The organism is Rhodococcus erythropolis R138, assembly GCF_000696675.2.
Lineage (GTDB): Bacteria > Actinomycetota > Actinomycetes > Mycobacteriales > Mycobacteriaceae > Rhodococcus_F > Rhodococcus_F erythropolis.
In genome coordinates, this window is sequence record NZ_CP007255.1 from 1,388,727 (window position 1) to 1,406,113 (window position 17,387).

Genomic DNA, 17,387 nt, shown 5'->3' on the forward strand with positions numbered 1-17,387 from the left:
ATACCGAGAATCCAGATCATCCGCGGGGTCGCTGTCGCACAAGTGCGACAGCGACCCCGCGGTCATTTCTGTGACTCTTTGATTGCGTCCAGTCGCGCCTCTAGACCGTCGAGGACACGGTCGAGTGTGTAGCGATAGTGTTCTGCCCGTGTTGCTTCCGCAGCATCCGGTGGACCGGCAAATTTCCCGATCAGTGTCTCCATCGATGAACGGGGATCTGAGGGTCCGTCGTTGCTCAGGCGTTCCAGCATCGCGCTGTGATCGGGTGAAGGCTGTCCGCTGGGAATGCGCCTGGCGTCGTTCATGGCAATCAGTGTGGTTGTCGAAGTGAAGGCGACGGTGTAAGCCTGAGCGGCTTCTTCCCCGAACCCGGCGGCGGTCAGTGAAGCCAATCCGGCCTCCATGAGTTCCCGGCTGCGCTGGGTGGCAACTCCGTTCATCAGCAGCCACTGTGCCGCGCCTGGACACTCGATCAAGGCCTCTCGCATCTGCAAGAGCAGATGCGTCAGCCATTGACGCCAATCTTCTTGTGCGGATGGCACGTTCACGGCCGACACCGCACTGTCGACCACCGCAGCCGAGAGCGCGTCCCGATCTCCGACGAGTCGATAGACGACGGAGAACGACGTATCGAGTTCGCTGAGCAGCTGCCGCAGCGACCAGCCCTCGACTCCGTGCTCGCGACTGAGCCCGAGCGCCACGGTCAGCACGGCGTCCGCAGTGATCCCGGTGTTGTAACTCCGGCGGCGCTGTGATTTCGCGGCGGACTTCTTGTCAGGTGATGGCGCAGTCATGGTCCGACCGAGCTTAGCGGCGTCGGATCGGGTCGCGTAGTCGACGCAACCGATTGACGGATGAACTTAGGTGAGGTTTACTTGCCAAATCCGAGCAGTGCTCCGATTTGTAGCGAACCCCCGATTATTCGAAGCTGAAGGACACCATGAAGTTGAAAACGCGACCCGGTTACCTATCGAGGCTGGGTGCTTCGCTGCTGGTCAGTGTCGTTGCCCTGACTGCGGCCGCCTGTAGCTCGAGTGAGGCGGGACCGACGACGGAACCTGCCGAGGGAACGCGTGTTGTGTCCCACGAATTCGGTGAGACGTCGGTTCCGGGCGACCTCGGGCGAATTGTTTCCCTCGACGAATACGCCGCACTCGGTCTCCTTGCCGTCGGCATCACCCCTGACGTGGTCTTCACGTCGTGGGGATCGGAGATCGGCCAGGACATCTTGGCGTCAGCGGGTACCGAGGTGGTCACGGTGCCGCCGCTCGGTGCACCCCCGATCGAGCAGGTCCTCGCCCAGGATCCTGGACTGGTCATCTTCACGTCGATGGGCGATCGGAGCTACTACGACTCCCTCGCGTCGACCGTCCCCACAGTGCCGGTCCCGGCCGTCACAACTCCGTGGCGTGAGAATCTTGCCTTCTTCGGACGCGCTTTTGATCGTCAGTCGGTTGCCGACAAGTTGACTGTCGCTTTGGAAGGCAAGATCGCTGACGTCTCTGCTCGGTCCGGTGGTGAAGCGAACACCGTGTCGGTGTTGATGAGCAGTTCTGGAATCCTTGCCACCACCACCGAGCAGGCGCCGCCGTCGTTGCTGTTGGCGGAGAGCGGCTTCGGGCGTTCGGAATCCCAGCGAGCGAATGCCGCTGGAGGACTGCCGTATGCGCCCCTGTCCGACGAGGCGATCCCGGCGCAGGATGCTCGGATCGTAGCCGTGTTCGACGAGGGCGTGTACGAGTTCGGCAAGGTTGCCGGTGTTCCCGGGTTCTCGAGTCTTTCAGCGGTGCAGGAGAACCGAGTGGCCAAGGTCAACGGAGACATGTGGCTCGCCACTCATCCCTTCGCCACTTTCTGGATGATCGAGGACATGGATGCCATGGCTGCCGGCAATCTGACCGGCACCGGAACCGAAGCTGTTGCCGCGACGCGCTATCAGGAATTCACGGCGCTGACGGCATGAGTTCGAGTGCGTTGAGTCGGCGCCTGGCTCTGCGATGGGGAGCGGTGACTCTCGGCTCTGCGGCTTTGGGTTCTGTGGCACTGAGTGCGTGCAGCCGTGGCTCGGCGAACGAAACCAGTTCTGAGATTTCACCGTTCGACGACGAAGTACGTGCTGCCGAACAGGCGAGAATTCGTAGCGGGCACACAGTCCAACGGAATCTGACAGCTGCACCGGCTCGGGTGAGTCTGGGCGCCAGAGGGGTGGACACATGGTCGTACGGTGCAGAAGCGGTGGGTCCGGAGATTCGAATCTCCAAGGGAGACCGACTCAACGTTCGGTTGCAGAACGACCTTCCGACGGAGACCTCGGTGCACTGGCACGGCATTGCGATCCGCAACGACATGGACGGTGTCCCACCGGTCACCCAGGAACGAATCCGACCAGGTGCCGAGTTCACCTACGACTTCGTGGCCCCGGATCACGGAACATATTGGTACCACTCCCATTCAGGATTGCAGGCCGATCGAGGGCTATTCGGTGCACTCGTGGTCGAGGACCCGAACGACCGGACCGGAGCCGACGAGGACGTCGTCATCGTGATCGACGACTGGCTCGACGGGCTGGGAACAACCCCGGATGCAGTGCTTCGCGCATTGTCACCGGACGTGCAGGGAGGACACCACGGGCACGGCGGAGCTCCACCGGAAGTCGATGATGCAGAGATTGATTCTGCCGCAGAATTTCTCGCCAGCGGTCACGGTAATTCCGAGGCGCTCGGTGGAATGGCAACGCACATCACGTATCCACTGCACCTGATCAACGGACGGCCTGTGGAAGATCCCTTCGTCGTCAGTGCAGCGGCCGGAACACGGCTTCGATTGCGGGTGATCAATGCCGGGGCGGAGACTCCGTACCGTTTCTCTGTCGCCGGGCACGAGTTGACCGTTGTCAGTGCTGACGGGCAGGACATCGCCTACACAGCCGGAGACGAGATTCTGATCGCACCCGCGCAGCGATACGACGTATTGGTGACGGTGCAGTCCGGTTCGTGGCCTATCGCCGCGAAGGTGGAAGGAAAGCCAGGTGGCGCCGCGTGCCTGCTTCGGACACCGGATTCGGTAGCGAGCGTCGACCTGACTTCTCCTGCAGTGCTGTCAGGGTCCGGCGGCCGACTCGTTCTGGAACCGACGCTTCGACCGTCGGGCGCGTGGGAACAGCGGGTACCGGATCGTGAGTATTCGGTTGATCTCATCCAGGCCGGGGATCGATACGTCTGGGGAATGGCGGGCACCGATGTGGGTCGGTTGATCATGAAGCAGGGCGAGCGAATACGAATCGTCATGAACAACAACACCGATATGTGGCATCCGATGCACACCCACGGGCACACCTTCTCGGTTCCCTCGTACGGCGGGCTTCGCCGAGACACCGTGATCGTACTTCCGCGTGCACAATTGGCGATCGACTTCGACGCCGACAATCCAGGACGGTGGATGTTCCACTGTCACAACGCGTACCACTTCGAGGCCGGGATGACTGCCGACCTCCACTACGTTCGATGAGGAGAGCAGAATGTCAGTTCGCACCGGGTTGACCACATTGATCGCTGTTGCAGCGGTGTTCACGCTGACGTCGTGCGGAGGTGAATCACGGGGTTCCACCGAGCAAGCGCCGGTCGAGATCTCGGTGAAGAACCTTGCGTACTCTCCGAACTCCGTCACTGTGCACACAGGACAGACGGTCACGTGGATTTTCGAGGACCAGGGAATGCCGCACGATGTCGTGTTCGCCGAGTTGGGGATCAAGAGCGATCTCCAAGGAAGCGGAACCTACAGTCAGACCTTCGACAAAGCCGGAACGTTCACCTACACGTGCACACCACATCCGAACATGACCGGCACGATCATCGTCGAAGAGTGAGTAACTCGATGACAGTGAAGGAGACTGTGGCCTTCGAAGGCTCGCCTGGTCTGGTCGACCGAGACGCTTTGGGCCGCATGATCGCTCCCGTGAGAAATCGCCTGCTCCTGGGTGCGGGTTTGTCGGCGCTGTCGGTGCCGCTACGATTCCTGCCCTACGTTTCGGTGGTCGAGATCGCGCGGGTGCTCCTGACCGACTCGTCGTTGAACCTGGTCTGGCTGTGGGCCGCAATCGGTGCAGCGGGCACAATTCTCGGTTTTGTCGTCTACAACGCAGCGCTGACCGTGTGCCACACCGCCGACGCGCATTTCAAATACTCGATCCGCTCGCGTATCGCTCGGCATCTGTCCCGAGTTCCTCTGGGGTGGTTTGCAAATGGTGGCACCGGTGAAGTGAAGCAGGCGATGACCGACGATGTGAAGCGGATGCATCTTCTCGTCGCTCACCTTCCCGCCGACGTGGTGCCCGCGATCCTGTCGCCGATAGTGGCCCTGATCTATCTAGTGGCGATGGACTGGAAGTTCAGCCTGGTCCTGGTCGGCTACATCGGAGTGTGTCTCGCTCTTGCCGCGCCGTCGATGCGCAGAGCCTATCGAACGAACGTCGACTCCTGGAATCTTGCAATGTCGACATTGACCTCTGCGACAGTAGAACTGGGCGACGGTATCGAGGTTGTCAAGACGTACGGGAGTGGGAGTCGCGCATTCGCGCGCTACTCGAGCGCTGTCGATTCGATGGTTGCGGTGTGCGTGCGATGGATGTCGGGGATGGGAAGGCCGGTGGTCGCTATGTCGATCCTCCTCTCACCGGCGGTACTCATCGTGGTCATCACGGCGACGGGAACTGCAATGTTGTCCGGGGGTTGGATTACCCCGGTAGCTCTTGTTGCCTTTCTGGTCGTCGGAATCGGTGTTCCGTCGTCGGTTCTGCACATGGGAACGATGGCCAACCTCTACCGCGAAGGCCAACTGGGAGCGACTCACGTCGAGAGCATCCTCGGCGAACCAGAGCTGGCCGAACCTCAGGATGCAGTGCCTGCTCGCAGCACTTTGGTCGAATTCGACAGCGTCGGCTTCGAATACACCACTGGGCAGCGCGTCCTCGAGAACATCTCCTTCGAGATGCAGCCGGGCACCGTGACCGCGATCGTTGGCCCCTCCGGCTCCGGAAAGACCACTTTGGCGCGTCTACTTCCGCGGTTCTGGGACGTGACGGACGGGTCTATTCGACTGGGCGGAAGCGATTTACGAGATCAGTCCAGTCGTGAAGTCTTGAGATCGATGGCCATCGTCTTCCAAGATGTTGTGCTCCTGCGGGACAGCGTGCGCGAGAATATTCGGCTCGGTCGACCGGATGCAACGGATCTGGAAGTGGAGACAGCGGCGAGGCGGGCGCAGATTCACGACGTGATCATGCGACTGCCGGACGGGTATGACACCGAGATCGGTGGTGGTTCGGGCAGTGAGTTGTCGGGTGGGGAGAAGCAACGCCTGACCATCGCCCGCGCCATCCTTCAGAACCCGCCGATCGTCATCCTGGACGAGGCGACTTCGCAGGCCGATCCCCACAGTGAATCGGCCGTTCAACGCGCACTGGGCGAGATCAGTGCAGACGGCGGCACCCTGATGGTGATCGCTCATCGACTGCACACCGTCCGATACGCAGATCAGATACTCGTTCTCGACGCCGGACGGATCGTGGAAAAGGGTACGCACGAACAGTTGTCGGCGCTCGGCGGAACCTACGCGCGGATGTGGGCGCTCCAGAACCCTCTCGTCGAAGACATATCTCCGCGAAAGGCGCTGCAATGATTCGAGACCTGGACGAAATCCTCGGGCGCGACAATGGGATGCGAGGTCAGATAGCAGGTTTCACGCTCGCCGGGATACTCGAGGGTGTCGTCTTTGCACTGATGATTCCGATCCTGAAAGCGGTGGTTCGCGGCGATTACGACGCCGCAGTTCCGTGGGTTGTCACGGCTGCTCTCGTGGCGGTGGCCTGTGGCGCCGTACGGTGGATCGCCGAGAATCGGGCGTACCGCATCGGAATCGAGGGTTTTGCCGGTGGAATCATGCATCGCCTCGGTGAGCACTTGGTGCAGGTTCCGCTCGGGTGGTTCAGCAAGGCAAACCGTGGAGCGTTCACTCGCCTGGTCACCGAGGGCACGGCTATCTTGATGAGCATCCCGGGAATGATCATCGCGCAACTCGTCACCGTCACGGTGACTCCAGCGACAGTGGCGATCGCTGTCTTGTTTGTGGACTGGCGACTGTCTCTCGCGATGGTCGTCTTCGTTCCACTGGGGATTCGGGCTTACCGCAACGTGCAACGGGCGGTTGTTCCCGAATACGAGGCGATCGGCAAGAGCGAATCCGAGTTGGCATCGCGCGTCGTCGAATATGCACAGGCGCAGCAAGTTCTACGTTCGGCCGGTAAGAGTGGCGAAGGCTGGACTCGGTTGGACGAAGCTCTTGTGTCCAACCGGGACGCACACCTGCAGGAAATCGGATCGGTCGACAAGTATCTGCTGCGCTTCATGATCGTCGTTCAGGTTGCCTTTCTCACCGTCCTGGTTCTGGCGGCACTGCTGGTCACCACCGGGTCCATCGACACAGCAAGCGTGATCGTTGTTCTCGTGTTGGCCGTGAGGTTTGTGGAGCCGATGCAAATGCTCGCAGGATTCGGTGAAGGTATCTCACTGGCCCGGGTGTCGCTCGGATCTGTCCGAGAGATGATCGATGTACCGGTGCTGGCAGAGCCTGAGGTGCCGAAAGAGCCTACCTCGTATGATATTCGGTTCGATTCGGTCTCCTTCGGCTACGGCCCGGATCGCGTGATTCGTAACGTGAGCCTCGAATTCCCGGACTGCTCGGTCACTGCTCTGGTCGGTCCTTCCGGTTCCGGAAAGACAACTCTGGTTCGGCTGATCTCCAGATTCTGGGACGTCGACGAAGGTGCGGTATCCATCGGGGGAGCCGATGTTCGCGACATCGGAACGAGAGCATTGATGTCTCGGATATCGACTGTCTCACAGCAGGTTTACCTGTTCGACGGAACCATCCTGGAGAACGTTCGGTTGGCGAGACCGGATGCCACCGAGTCGGAGGTCCGTCAAGCAGTGGTGGATTCCAGGCTAGGCGAAGTGATCGACCGTTTGCCGAGCGGTGAGGAGACCAGGGTAGGTGAAGGCGGATCACTGCTGTCCGGCGGTGAACGTCAGCGGGTCTCGATTGCGCGGGCATTCCTCAAGGACACTCCGATTGTTCTTCTCGATGAAGCGACTTCCGCCCTCGACGGAGAGAACGAAGTCGCCATCACCGAGGCAATTCACCGATTGGCCCGTGGTCGAACGGTGGTGATCATCGCTCATCGCCTGTCGACTATTCAGGGAGCAGATCGCATCGTCTACCTCGAAGCCGGAGGGGTGGAGGAGGTCGGTTCCCACGAAGACCTGATCGCGCGAGGTGGAAAGTACTCGGGTCTGTGGGCCGAGCGCAGTGGCGCGGAGGGATGGAGGATCGACCGAGCACTCGAGCCATGAGCAAACCGTGTGGTTTGATCGACGAATGGACGAAGCTGCTGCAGATCCAGTGAAACCGCCGCGCAAGCGCAGGTGGCCTCGTTGGGTCGCAGGCATTGCGGTGCTCGGAGCAGTTGTCTACGCGGGCTCGATCGTGTGGATCTCCGTGGCGTCGGCCGGACATACGTCAGACGCCGCCGATGCTCCCGACGCTCCGGTTGTGATCGTGCTGGGCGCGCAGATCAAGGACGGTAAGCCGATGGCTTTCCTGAAAGGGCGGCTGGACGCAGCAGTCGAACTGGTGGAAGCGGGAAAGGCTAAAGCGGTCCTGGTCTCCGGCGACGCGAACGGCGGCTCGGGTGACGAGATCGCGGCGATGACGAACTACCTGGTGGAGCAGGGAATAGATGAGCGTCGCATCGTGGGGGATCCGTACGGCCTCGACACCTATGACACCTGCTTTCGGGCCATACATACGTATGGGGTAACCAAGGCGTTGATCGTCACTCAGGGGTATCACGTGCCCCGCGCTGTTGCGTTGTGCCGAGACGTCGGCATCGACGCAGACGGTGTGAACAGCGATTGCGGGTGCGCAACTCCGACGCTGATCAAGAACGCCGCGCGGGAGTGGGTTCTTGCCAAGCCCAAGGCAGCGCTGGACATGCTCTGGAGTCGGGACGCAAAGGTGACGTCGCCGTCGGAGGACTCGGTCCAGGTGGCGCTGTCGATTCCCTGACGCGGGGTGAGTGCGCACGGTTTCTGTCGAGTGAACACACGCTCCGGAGAGTCGGGGCGTGTGTTCACTCGAGGTGAAGGGTGCTAGCTCGACAGTCAGATCAGTGCTGCGGCGGCGAATGCTCCCAGTGCGATCAATGCCGCGCCGGTGACGCTCTGCACGCGACGGTCCACGACGCACATGATCGAGAGGAATCCCGGCATCGAGCCACCGCGCTTGGTGTGCACGATTGCCGCGAGGCTGGGCATGCAGCGGCCAAGGGATACGACCGTGAACAGCGCCGCCCCGAGAGCCGGTGAACCCGAAGCCATGACGCCGAGTGCCAGGAGGTAGTACGCACTCGAGCGGATGAAGATCAGAAATCCCGGACCGATGATCGCGCCGAAGATCAGCGAGACCTTCCAGGGCGCCATTGTGCGGCGCAGATGGCGCGGAAGCTGTTGGCGCCGCATCGGAGTCGGCATCCTCACTGCACCCAACTCGTGCAGCCCGTACGCAACCGCGACGACGGCCCAGATGCCCAGTGCCCAGCCGATCGGGACGTAGCCGGACATCGCCGCACCGAGAGCGCCGATCAATGCCCCGGTGACGGCTCCCGTCGTGACCGAACCCAGAGCGTGCCAGCCGAGTCGGCGGACGGGAGTCGAGGATCCCTTCCGATCTACCTGCTTCGGCGCGGCAACAACTCCGGCGACGGACATTCCGCAGGTCGACCAGTTCGCAGCCAGCGACGTAACCAGTCCGGCGCCGATAACAGCTGTGGTCAAAGCTGTTGTCGCAGATGGCGTGGCCACGAGTGCGAGGCCGGCACCCGCAGCAGCGCCCGCCGCGACGAGGCTGACACGGGTCGCGGTGCCGACCGAGCCTTGAAGGGTCGGCCGGATGTCAGGGACATCGGTCTGCAGTGGGCCGTGTGAGAGAACAGTAGTCATCAGATCCTCCGAAGTGTTTGTGGTTCAGGAAAAGTGTTGAGCCGAAGTCGCAGCGAAAAGTGATGAGCCAGAGTTCACAGCACTGTGATGACGCCGATCATGTACGGGTGGACGGAGCACGAATATTCGTAGACTCCGACACTTTCGAACGTGTGCCGGAACGTTCCGTCTCCGGTGATACCGCTGTCGAACAGGCCGGGTGATTCCACGTGATGCAGGAGTCCACCGTCGTCGAAGCGCCACTCGACGGTGCCGCCGTGTTCCACGGTGACGTCCATCGGGCTGAACTGAACATTGCTGATCTCGACCACCACGTCGGGGACGGGATCTTCTGTGCCGCAAGCTGGGACACACGTCGCCGCGACAGCGAGGCCGAAGCCGACGATCCACCTCCTCACTATTGAACGATCACGGTGCCCACCATCATCGGGTGGGGCGTGCAGTGGTAGGTGAAGGTTCCGGCGTCGTCGAACGTGTACGAGAAGGTTCCCTCGGTGAGCAACTCGCTCTTCAGTTTCCCGTCGAGATCACCGTTGCCGACCACGTCGTGGGGGAGTCCGCTGTCGTCGAACTTCCATTCGACGGTCTGTCCCTTCTCGATGGTGACCGATGCCGGTGTGTACGCCATGTTCTTCACCTCGATCACGACTGCAGGTTCGTCCGACGACGCACCGGCATCACTACTGCAGGCGGTGAGGCTCAGGGCAGCGCACGCGGCCAGGAAAGCGGGAACGAGTTTCTTCATGAGGTGTTCTCTCCATTCTTCGACTTGTCAGCGGACGTAACGCAGATTTGCCGTCATGCCGGCCTCGAAGTGGTAGGCGTTGTGGCAGTGGAACATCCACTCGCCGGGATTGTCGGCGTCGAACTCGATGGCAAGCTCGGTGCCGGGTAGGACGTTGACGGTGTCGCGGCGAAGTCCGCCGTAATCCGGTACCGCAAACGTGTGGCCGTGGGTGTGCATGGGGTGCCACATCGTGGACGTGTTCTTCATCGTGATCCGGACCCGTTCGCCCTGTTTCATGACGAGCTTGCCCGCATCGGCTCCCGCCATTCCCCAGACGTACCGATCGCCGGCCTGGATCAATTCGATGTGGTAGTCGCGATCAGGCGACTTCGTCTCGAGCCGTGCGGATTCCGTGGGCCGGAGTTCGCTTTCGATGACCAGTCGGCCGGCCAGTTCCGAGAGGTTTCCGCCCACATCCGGATTCGCCAGCGCCAACGCGTCGGTGCTGCGTAGGACGGTCGACGCATAACCATCTCGGCCCTCGACCTTCGCCACCACCGGCCATGTTCCCGACTTCACCGTCACCAGTACGTCGTAGCGTTGGGCCATTCCGACGATGATGGTGTCGGCGGGAGTTGGTTCCACGTCGTAGCCATCGGTAGCGACGATTGTCATCTCGTGACCGGCCACAGCAAACCGGTACGGAGTTTCGGCGGCTGCGTTGATGATTCGCAGTCGAAGGGTCGAACCGGGCGCTGCAGTGACGACAGCAGGATCGTTGGGTGGCCGCCCGTTGATCAAGTGCAGTGGATACGCGATGTGTTGAGTCATCCCGCCGAGTGGTTCGGAAGAACCGTGTCCACCGCTCACCAACTGTTGCGCGACGGACATGTCGGCTTCCGAGTGTTCCGCCGGAGTCGTTGCCCCACCGCCGTGTCCGCCGTGCCCGCCCGAAATTGCCGGGTTCAGGGCCATCAGGACGGAATCCGGTGTGGTACCCAATCCGTCGAGCCAGTCGTCGAGCACCAGAACGGCATCGGCGTCGGCCCCGGTGATGTCGTTCGGATCCTCGACGATCATGGCGCCGAAGAGCCCCCGATCGGCTTGTAATCCGCTGTGCGAGTGGTACCAGTACGTTCCCGGATCCGGTGCGATGAAGTTGTACTCGAAACTCGAACCGGCGCCGATGGGGGCCTGCGTGGTGGGTGCCGCGCCGTCCATGTCGTTGCGGATTCGAATTCCGTGCCAGTGCAGTGTTGTTTCGGCATCGAGGCCGTTCTGGACGCTGACGTTCACCCGGTCACCGGACTTCAGTCGAAGTTCCGGAGCCACCGCAGCGCCTCCGTACGTCCACGTGTCCACGAGGCGTCCGCCAAGATCTACCGTCGAGAATCCGGCGGCAAGGGCAAACGCAGCGGTGGTCCCGTTCCAGGCTCGCGCCGATTCTGCGGCGGCAACTTCGGGGTCGGCGGGCAGGATGTAGTCGAGATCGGTTGTGGGCGTCGGAGATGCTGCAGTGGAACTGCATCCGGCAATTGTCCCCATTGCGCCGAGCCCGAGTGCTCCGGCGCCGAGTGCTCCCAAACTCAGGAAGCGGCGCCGGCCCATCACCACACCGGATCCGGGACGACTCATCGGAGTACTTCTGGTGTGATCAATCCGCTGACATCACCGACGTTGCCCGAGACATCGACGGAACTGACCTGCTCGCCGGTGCTCGCGTTGTAACCCACGATCTTCTGCGGAGCGGAGCCTTCGACCTCAGGTCCCGAACCGAGCACGTAGAACGTGGCGCCGTCGACGGAAAAGGTCATGCTCTTGATGTCTGTCAAGCCGAGGTCTGCCAGCGTCAAGCTCTTCACCGGGGCGAAGGTCGTTGCGTCGGACAAGTCGATCTTGACCAGTGAGCCTCCCCGAGCAGAGTCCGGATGAATAGCCGTGTCCGTGTACGCGATTGCGAGCCGGGTTGCGTCGGCATTGATGACGTTCTCCGAGAATCGACCGGAGTCCTGCCCGGCGTTTCCGATCGGCTTGACACCTTCCTGAGGCAGTCCGTTGGAGAAGTCGAAGACGTACACATCGCCGTTCTCACTGACCAGCAAGGCTTTATTCGCTTCCGATGCCCACGTGACCTTGCGGGTGGAGACAAAATCCTCGGGTAGGACCTTGCTTCGGGCGGTTTCCTTCGGAACACCGTCGTCACCGATCGTGACGTGCAGCAGTTCCCGGGTGTCCTCGCAGACGCTGTACAGCTCGTGATCGACCATCCACGTGAACGGACCGCAGCCGACTATCTGGAGTGCACCGGTCGCTTCCTTCTTCTCGAGGTCGACCACTCTGATGCCGTACAAACCGTCGTCCCACGTGACGAAGAACTTGCCGTCGGACGTCACGGCGTTCGAGCCGGGACGGGAATGTACGCGTGCGACGTCCGGAAGCATGACCTCGGCTGGTTCCAGCAGGTTTCCGGAGTAGGTGCTGACCGTGAAATCTGCTGCGCCGCGTGAACCTCGGGGGCGCCACACCTCGGCAGCGAGCACCGCAGGATCCTCGGCGGAATCCCCGACGAATCCGTGAATGACCGGATCCCAGATACCCGGGCCGACGGTGATTCGGCTCTCGGCCACACCGGTTTTCGGATCGATGACGTTGACGCTGAGCTCGAGTTGGCCGAATCCACCTTCGACGCCCAGCAAGCGGTCAGCTGCGATCGGGGTGATCGAACCGACGTGCAATGGCTCGGGAATGGTATCGCCGATTTCCTGGTCGTCGTGACCGAGGGAGATCCCCTCGCCCGGAGCAGTGAACGGAACTGTCGGATAGGTGACATCGCCTGCGCTGGAAGGTTCGTCGTTGTCGGACGAACTGCAACCGGCCAGCGCGAGTACGACGGTGAGTGGGATGACGGCAACGGCGGGGCGCGCCAGTTTTCGGGTTCGCGAACTGCTCATGATCCGGCACCGACCTTGGGGCGCTCGGCCGGTCGAGTCTGGCAGTCCTCACCGATGATGGGCGCCATCGTGCAGGTGTATGCCTGAGACTCGTCGGAGACACACCAGATGATTTCCTGGTCGTAGCTTCCGGAGACCGGGTTGTACATCACGGCCTGCATGTCCGGTTCGCCGCAGAATGCGTTGGAACACGAAGGTGCACCGCAGCAGTCGTAGTAGGCGATCAGATAGGTCTTGCCGGTATCAGGGTTGGTGCAGCATCCGACCCAGAACTCTGCGCCGGGCTTGCTGCCGGGGGCGCAGGTGGTGACACCGCCGCCGTTGCATGCGGCACAGGACGTTCCGTCCATGTTGCACCAGCGCCAGTACTCGCACTCGGCCGGATCTTTACCGTCGTAGACAGGGACAAGAGGTTCGGGGCCAGGTGCCGGCGCAGGAACCTCGGGCTCTTGGGCGAAGGCACTACGTGTCACAGGAAGTGTGCTGATCAGTGCCACTCCTGACACACCCATGGTCCACTTGCCGATCCGGCTGATCATGGACCGCCGCGAAACGCGTTCGGAGAGTTTGCGTCCGGTTCGACTGGTGAGCGAACCGCCCTGGCCCGCCATCCATTCGGCCTGGGCCTGAACTGTTGCCTCGTCGACGGGATATCGGTTCTCCGTCATGTTGTGCTGCGGGAATTCATTGTCGTCCAACGATTTTCTCCTGATTCGTGAAGAGGATCGAACTGTGCAGGAAGATCAGGCCGCGCTGCCGGATTTCGCCTGGGCATGAAGGTGCTGGAGTGAGGGGGTGCCGGATTCGAGCGCATTGAGCAGGCTTTCCACCTGAGCCATGTGATTGCACAGGCCCTTTCCTCGGATCTTGCCGTGCTCGTCGAGAATCACGCCGTACGGAGTGGTGCCCACCTGGTACGCGATACCGACGTCTCGAGCGTCGATGTAACTGAGCTCGGAACCGATCCCGCTGCCGGCCAGGAACTCGCGATGCTCTTCGGGTGTTCCGTCGGAGATGATGATCACGTCGAGATCCGATTCGGCTCGGGCCATTGCCCTTACGCCGGGAAGAAGGCTCTTGCACGTCGAGCAACTCGGTGCTGTGAACAGCAGGAGTTGAGGTTTGTCGCGGTGACCACCGACTCCGACGGTCCGTCCTTCCTGATCGATGAGACCGGCAAACGACGGGCCGGCCTGTTCGACCTTGGGGCCGGTATCCATCATCCGGGCACCGAGAGGTCCGAGACGTACTTGTACGCGGCCGATTTCACGAGCCAGAGCAAGAACCATCAAGAACAGTACGGCTACGGCGATCACCAGGATCACTGTCGCGACAAGGAGGAAAGTGGTCATCGTGGTAGTCCTGCCTTCGAGTTTTCAGTGGTGGGGATGTGAGTCACGAGCCGTACCGGGACGCGGTTTCGGCGGTTCGTAGGCGGATGGAGGCGCTCGACAGGTAGTCGTCGACCGGGCGTCGTCCGAGGTGGACCACCGAACGAATCTGTGCGAGCGCAACTCCAGCCAGAACGAGGAGGAATCCGAAGGTCGCCGCCACGACCTGGACGCCGATCTCAGCCTGTCCGGCGGTGACCGACAGTGCCACAGCGATCACCGTGAGTGTTCCGGCGCGAAGGGCGTGGAACCATCCGATACGCGGAATCTCGCCGACTCCGAATGCAAAACATCCGCAGTCCAGATCGCGTCGCCCACGCAGGAGGTTGATCGTGAGGCCCGTGAAGAACGACGCGAACATGACGGCAGCAACCAAGGCGGCGAGGCGATGGGCCACGCCGAGAACCAGAAGGATGCCTACGACGGTTTCCGTGACGGGAAGGATGCGAGCGATCGGTACTTCGAGTCGCACCGGCAACACTTTGTATCCGCGCACCGAACGAAGGACCCCGTCGTGGTCGTTCAGCTTGGGAATGCCGGCGAGCAGGAGAACAAATCCGATGATCGTCGAAGTGGTGGCGCTGACCAAGTCCATGCTTCCTCCGTTCCTCTCGGGTAGTGCCGGTGGTGTGTGGGACACATCCTGTACGGGCGATGCTGCGAACCCGCGTCGACCGCGCTACGCCTGGACGAGGTGCAACTGAGAGAGCAGTTGTCGTGTGAGAATCGGAGAACTCACAGGTCAAGGTGCTGCCGGAGGGGCCGGATACCGTCGGCCGCCCTTGATCCGGCATGACGCTGGGTGGGAAACAGAGTCGGATTCTCACTTGAAAGTTCTGTGCGCGCCATCGTGGAAACTGCGCGGAAACATAAGCGGACTAACTTGACCGAATTCTGACAATTCGCTCGTAGGTTCGGGCCTGGACGCGACGGACGGTGACACATGGCCGTGAGTGCGGCACTGCGTGCGGCGATCACGCGAGCGCAGAATGCGGATCAACACAGTGAGCCCGTGTTCTCCCCGCTCCGTGGTCTCGGACGAGGACGTTTGACCCCGATCGACCTGTTGGGGCAATCACTCTCCACGATCGCTCCGGCAACGGGAATGGTGTTCATCGCCCTGTGGATGATCACCTACAGTCCCGGCTACGTCGGGTTGGCTGCGATTGCTGCGACAACTTCGGCGGTGTTTCTCGTTGCGTTCTGCATCACTCAATTCACGCGGAGACTGGCCGCAGCAGGATCGTTGTACAGCTTCGTCTTCCAAGGCTCCGGTATCCGGGCGACACTGACGGCGGGCGCCGCACTGGTACTCGGGTATCTCGGAATCTCGGTTTCGGTTTTCTCGCAGGCGGTTCCGAGTCTGCTCGATACCATCGCCATTGTCGGCCCCGACGTGCGAGGAACTGCCGCGACAGTGATCACGACGGTGGCGATTGCCCTGGCCGTAGCGTGGATTGCAGTGCGCGGCGTCCGGTTCGCCACCCGAGCGATCCTGGTCGTCGAAGCGTGCTCGTTGATTCTCATCGTCGTGGTCATGCTGGCGACGCACAGTGACACGACAACTGCTGTTGCCCTGCCGAATCCGTCGCTGAGTGCAGTTCCGTTTCTCGCGATGCTGACGGTGCTCAGCATGGCGGGCTTCGAAAGTTCGGCCTTCTTCGGTCCGGAAGCGAAGCGACCACTCATCAGCGTCACACGCACGGTTCTCATTTCGCCGATCATCTGCGGGGTCCTCTTCGTTTTTGCGGCCTGGGCGGCGATGACCGGCCACGGCGCGACGATCGTCGGAGCGTACTTCGAGGGAACGGCATCCGGGGCCAGCGCGGAGGTGGTTCTGGCAGTCAAGATCGGAATGACGTGTTCCTGGTTCGCATCCACTCTCGGTTGTGCGCAGGCGGGTTCGCGGTTGTTGTATTCGATGGGGATCGAACGGGTACTGCCTGCGCCGCTCGCTCGCGTGCACAGACGGTTCCGCACCCCGTACGTTGCGGTACTTGCGTTCGTCGCGGTAAGTGCGGCAGGCGTATTCATCTATTCGGATACGGTTCGCGACGATTCGGGATCCTTCGACGGCGTGGTGGAGACCGCGTTGGTCTGCGCTTACACGCTGGTGGCCTTTGCTTCGTGGAAGTTCTTGCGCCGAATCGGGGAACATACGTCGCTGACCCGGATATGCACCCTGTCCGTGAGTACCGCCGGTGCTGGTCTACTGGTCTACATCGTTCTCGATGGTGCGGTTCACGGGATGTGGGCACTGCCGATCGCTGCTCTTGCTGTTGCGGTGTCGGGGACAGTGTGGAGTTCATTGCTTCGAAGAGCCAGACCGGAAAGCCTTCTGATGGTCGGCGCTTTCGACAGCGTCGAGACGGCGGACCTGTTGCCCGGTGCTGGCACTCTGCTGATCGACGGTGACGGGCGAAGGCGACTCGTTCCGGATCGTGGGACCGCCGAGGGTGACTCGCCGGAGCATGGGCGGTGACCGCGGACCGTGCAACCGCTGGTCCACGATCAGGCAAACAGATCGGCGACGAGACCCACTTCAGTGGACAACAACCGCGTGCGGTTCAGAAGGCGCTGGGGATGCTCGAGGCGGTGGCTCATCTGGGACCGGGAACAACCGCGAAGGAGATCGCCACTTTTGCAGGCGTTCCATCGGCCACGGCGTACCGGATGCTGAATCTGCTGGTGGCGGAGGGCTTTCTCGTGCGGGTGCCGGACCTGTCAGGGTTCGCGTTGGGACGTCGGACTGCCGAGCTCTCGCATGCGGCGTCGTCGAGTGGTCCGGCGCCGACGCTGCACGAGCGCGTCGAGGACATGCGGACACACACGAGGTTCGGATTGCACGTCGCGTCATTCGCCGGTGGGCGCTTGCGGTTCGTCGACAAGGATCCGGATCACGAGATCATCGGAATAGCGGCACTGGCCAAGAACCTTCACGCGAATGCGCTGGGGAAGGTTCTGTTGGCGCACGACGAGCGGTTGCTTTCGGGTTTGGAACTTCGCCGGGTCACGGAGTTCACCCTCGATGATTTCGATGCGTTGTATGAGCAGCTGAGGTCTGTTCGCCTGCAGGGTTTTGCATTCGAGAACCAGGAATGCCGCCTGGGTCGATCCGCGGTAGCAGTACCGGTTCGAGATCACGCAGACCAGGTGGCCGGCGGGTTGTGTGTTCAAGGAGCGAGCGGGCGAGTGACGGATGAGGATCGAGAGTTGGTCGGTTTTCTACTCGATTGTGCGCGTCAGCTCACCGGATTGCTCTGAC

Annotated in this window: 17 protein-coding genes; 8 read left to right on the top strand and 9 right to left on the bottom strand. The window is 61.7% G+C overall.

Translation table 11 applies throughout. The annotated features are described in order from the left end of the window. Positions 1-62: 62 nt before the first annotated feature. Positions 63-794 (bottom strand): TetR/AcrR family transcriptional regulator, encoded by a 732-nt coding sequence (locus tag H351_RS06420; protein WP_019745586.1) that lies wholly within the window; start codon positions 792-794, stop codon positions 63-65. A gap of 146 nt (positions 795-940) precedes the next feature. Here H351_RS06420 and H351_RS06425 point away from each other — a divergent pair, with 146 nt between their 5' ends. Genes H351_RS06425 through H351_RS06450 form a run of 6 tightly spaced genes read left to right on the top strand, consistent with a single transcriptional unit; the run spans position 941 to position 8,121 of the window. Further along, positions 941-1,963, top strand: a complete 1,023-nt coding sequence (locus tag H351_RS06425) for an ABC transporter substrate-binding protein (protein WP_029256407.1) — start codon at positions 941-943, stop codon at positions 1,961-1,963. Next, positions 1,960-3,507, top strand: coding sequence for a multicopper oxidase family protein (locus H351_RS06430; protein ID WP_029256406.1), 1,548 nt, complete (start codon positions 1,960-1,962; stop codon positions 3,505-3,507). Before H351_RS06425 ends, H351_RS06430 begins: the two co-directional genes overlap by 4 nt. Positions 3,508-3,517: 10 nt before the next feature. Next, positions 3,518-3,865: a plastocyanin/azurin family copper-binding protein gene (locus H351_RS06435; RefSeq protein ID WP_029256405.1), complete on the top strand. Its 348-nt coding sequence runs from the start codon at positions 3,518-3,520 to the stop codon at positions 3,863-3,865. Then, positions 3,862-5,676: an ABC transporter ATP-binding protein gene (locus H351_RS06440; RefSeq protein ID WP_244891452.1), complete on the top strand. Its 1,815-nt coding sequence runs from the start codon at positions 3,862-3,864 to the stop codon at positions 5,674-5,676. Before H351_RS06435 ends, H351_RS06440 begins: the two co-directional genes overlap by 4 nt. Next, the gene (locus H351_RS06445; protein WP_020909347.1) at positions 5,673-7,406 is read left to right on the top strand and encodes an ABC transporter ATP-binding protein; all 1,734 of its coding nucleotides are present in this window, start codon (positions 5,673-5,675) and stop codon (positions 7,404-7,406) included. Before H351_RS06440 ends, H351_RS06445 begins: the two co-directional genes overlap by 4 nt. 25 nt (positions 7,407-7,431) lie before the next feature. Beyond that, positions 7,432-8,121 (top strand): SanA/YdcF family protein, encoded by a 690-nt coding sequence (locus H351_RS06450; RefSeq protein WP_019745580.1) that lies wholly within the window; start codon positions 7,432-7,434, stop codon positions 8,119-8,121. Between the two features lie 95 nt (positions 8,122-8,216). Here H351_RS06450 and H351_RS06455 read toward each other — a convergent pair whose 3' ends face one another. From H351_RS06455 to H351_RS06490, 8 genes are all read right to left on the bottom strand, one after another. Next, a complete protein-coding gene (locus tag H351_RS06455) occupies positions 8,217-9,053 on the bottom strand; it encodes a hypothetical protein (RefSeq protein WP_021345733.1) in 837 nt (278 codons plus the stop codon). Positions 9,054-9,127: 74 nt separating this feature from the next. Continuing rightward, positions 9,128-9,451 (bottom strand): cupredoxin domain-containing protein, encoded by a 324-nt coding sequence (locus H351_RS06460; RefSeq protein ID WP_019745578.1) that lies wholly within the window; start codon positions 9,449-9,451, stop codon positions 9,128-9,130. Beyond that, the gene (locus H351_RS06465) at positions 9,451-9,798 is read right to left on the bottom strand and encodes a plastocyanin/azurin family copper-binding protein (protein WP_003940240.1); all 348 of its coding nucleotides are present in this window, start codon (positions 9,796-9,798) and stop codon (positions 9,451-9,453) included. The genes H351_RS06460 and H351_RS06465 overlap by 1 nt, the downstream gene beginning before the upstream one ends. A gap of 27 nt (positions 9,799-9,825) precedes the next feature. Further along, entirely contained in the window at positions 9,826-11,415 is a 1,590-nt protein-coding gene (locus H351_RS06470; protein ID WP_029256403.1) for a multicopper oxidase family protein, read from the bottom strand. After that, entirely contained in the window at positions 11,412-12,731 is a 1,320-nt protein-coding gene (locus H351_RS06475; protein WP_020909344.1) for a hypothetical protein, read from the bottom strand. The genes H351_RS06470 and H351_RS06475 overlap by 4 nt, the downstream gene beginning before the upstream one ends. Next, the gene (locus tag H351_RS06480) at positions 12,728-13,399 is read right to left on the bottom strand and encodes a methylamine dehydrogenase light chain (RefSeq protein WP_029256402.1); all 672 of its coding nucleotides are present in this window, start codon (positions 13,397-13,399) and stop codon (positions 12,728-12,730) included. Before H351_RS06480 ends, H351_RS06475 begins: the two co-directional genes overlap by 4 nt. A gap of 75 nt (positions 13,400-13,474) precedes the next feature. Beyond that, on the bottom strand, positions 13,475-14,083 hold the full coding sequence (locus H351_RS06485; RefSeq protein WP_019745575.1) for a redoxin domain-containing protein: 609 nt from the start codon (positions 14,081-14,083) through the stop codon (positions 13,475-13,477). Between the two features lie 43 nt (positions 14,084-14,126). After that, positions 14,127-14,717 carry a MauE/DoxX family redox-associated membrane protein gene (locus tag H351_RS06490; protein WP_029256401.1) on the bottom strand — a complete coding sequence of 197 codons (591 nt, stop codon included), beginning with the start codon at positions 14,715-14,717 and terminating at the stop codon, positions 14,127-14,129. A gap of 348 nt (positions 14,718-15,065) precedes the next feature. Between H351_RS06490 and H351_RS06495 the strand changes: the two genes are divergently transcribed. Further along, positions 15,066-16,604 carry an APC family permease gene (locus tag H351_RS06495; protein ID WP_020909340.1) on the top strand — a complete coding sequence of 513 codons (1,539 nt, stop codon included), beginning with the start codon at positions 15,066-15,068 and terminating at the stop codon, positions 16,602-16,604. Beyond that, positions 16,601-17,386: an IclR family transcriptional regulator gene (locus H351_RS06500; protein ID WP_051636509.1), complete on the top strand. Its 786-nt coding sequence runs from the start codon at positions 16,601-16,603 to the stop codon at positions 17,384-17,386. The genes H351_RS06495 and H351_RS06500 overlap by 4 nt, the downstream gene beginning before the upstream one ends. Position 17,387 lies beyond the last annotated feature (1 nt).

Excerpts from the sequence above, each read along its gene's own strand:
- H351_RS06490 (WP_029256401.1), bottom strand. The coding sequence starts at position 14,717 with ATGGACTTGGTCAGCGCCACCACTTCGACGATCATCGGATTTGTTCTC.
- H351_RS06425 (WP_029256407.1), top strand. The coding sequence starts at position 941 with ATGAAGTTGAAAACGCGACCCGGTTACCTATCGAGGCTGGGTGCTTCG.
- H351_RS06480 (WP_029256402.1), bottom strand. The coding sequence starts at position 13,399 with ATGACGGAGAACCGATATCCCGTCGACGAGGCAACAGTTCAGGCCCAG.
- H351_RS06430 (WP_029256406.1), top strand. The coding sequence starts at position 1,960 with ATGAGTTCGAGTGCGTTGAGTCGGCGCCTGGCTCTGCGATGGGGAGCG.
- H351_RS06475 (WP_020909344.1), bottom strand. The coding sequence starts at position 12,731 with ATGAGCAGTTCGCGAACCCGAAAACTGGCGCGCCCCGCCGTTGCCGTC.
- H351_RS06435 (WP_029256405.1), top strand. The coding sequence starts at position 3,518 with ATGTCAGTTCGCACCGGGTTGACCACATTGATCGCTGTTGCAGCGGTG.
- H351_RS06485 (WP_019745575.1), bottom strand. The coding sequence starts at position 14,083 with ATGACCACTTTCCTCCTTGTCGCGACAGTGATCCTGGTGATCGCCGTA.
- H351_RS06450 (WP_019745580.1), top strand. The coding sequence starts at position 7,432 with ATGGACGAAGCTGCTGCAGATCCAGTGAAACCGCCGCGCAAGCGCAGG.
- H351_RS06445 (WP_020909347.1), top strand. The coding sequence starts at position 5,673 with ATGATTCGAGACCTGGACGAAATCCTCGGGCGCGACAATGGGATGCGA.
- H351_RS06420 (WP_019745586.1), bottom strand. The coding sequence starts at position 794 with ATGACTGCGCCATCACCTGACAAGAAGTCCGCCGCGAAATCACAGCGC.
- H351_RS06465 (WP_003940240.1), bottom strand. The coding sequence starts at position 9,798 with ATGAAGAAACTCGTTCCCGCTTTCCTGGCCGCGTGCGCTGCCCTGAGC.
- H351_RS06455 (WP_021345733.1), bottom strand. The coding sequence starts at position 9,053 with ATGACTACTGTTCTCTCACACGGCCCACTGCAGACCGATGTCCCTGAC.
- H351_RS06495 (WP_020909340.1), top strand. The coding sequence starts at position 15,066 with ATGGCCGTGAGTGCGGCACTGCGTGCGGCGATCACGCGAGCGCAGAAT.
- H351_RS06470 (WP_029256403.1), bottom strand. The coding sequence starts at position 11,415 with ATGAGTCGTCCCGGATCCGGTGTGGTGATGGGCCGGCGCCGCTTCCTG.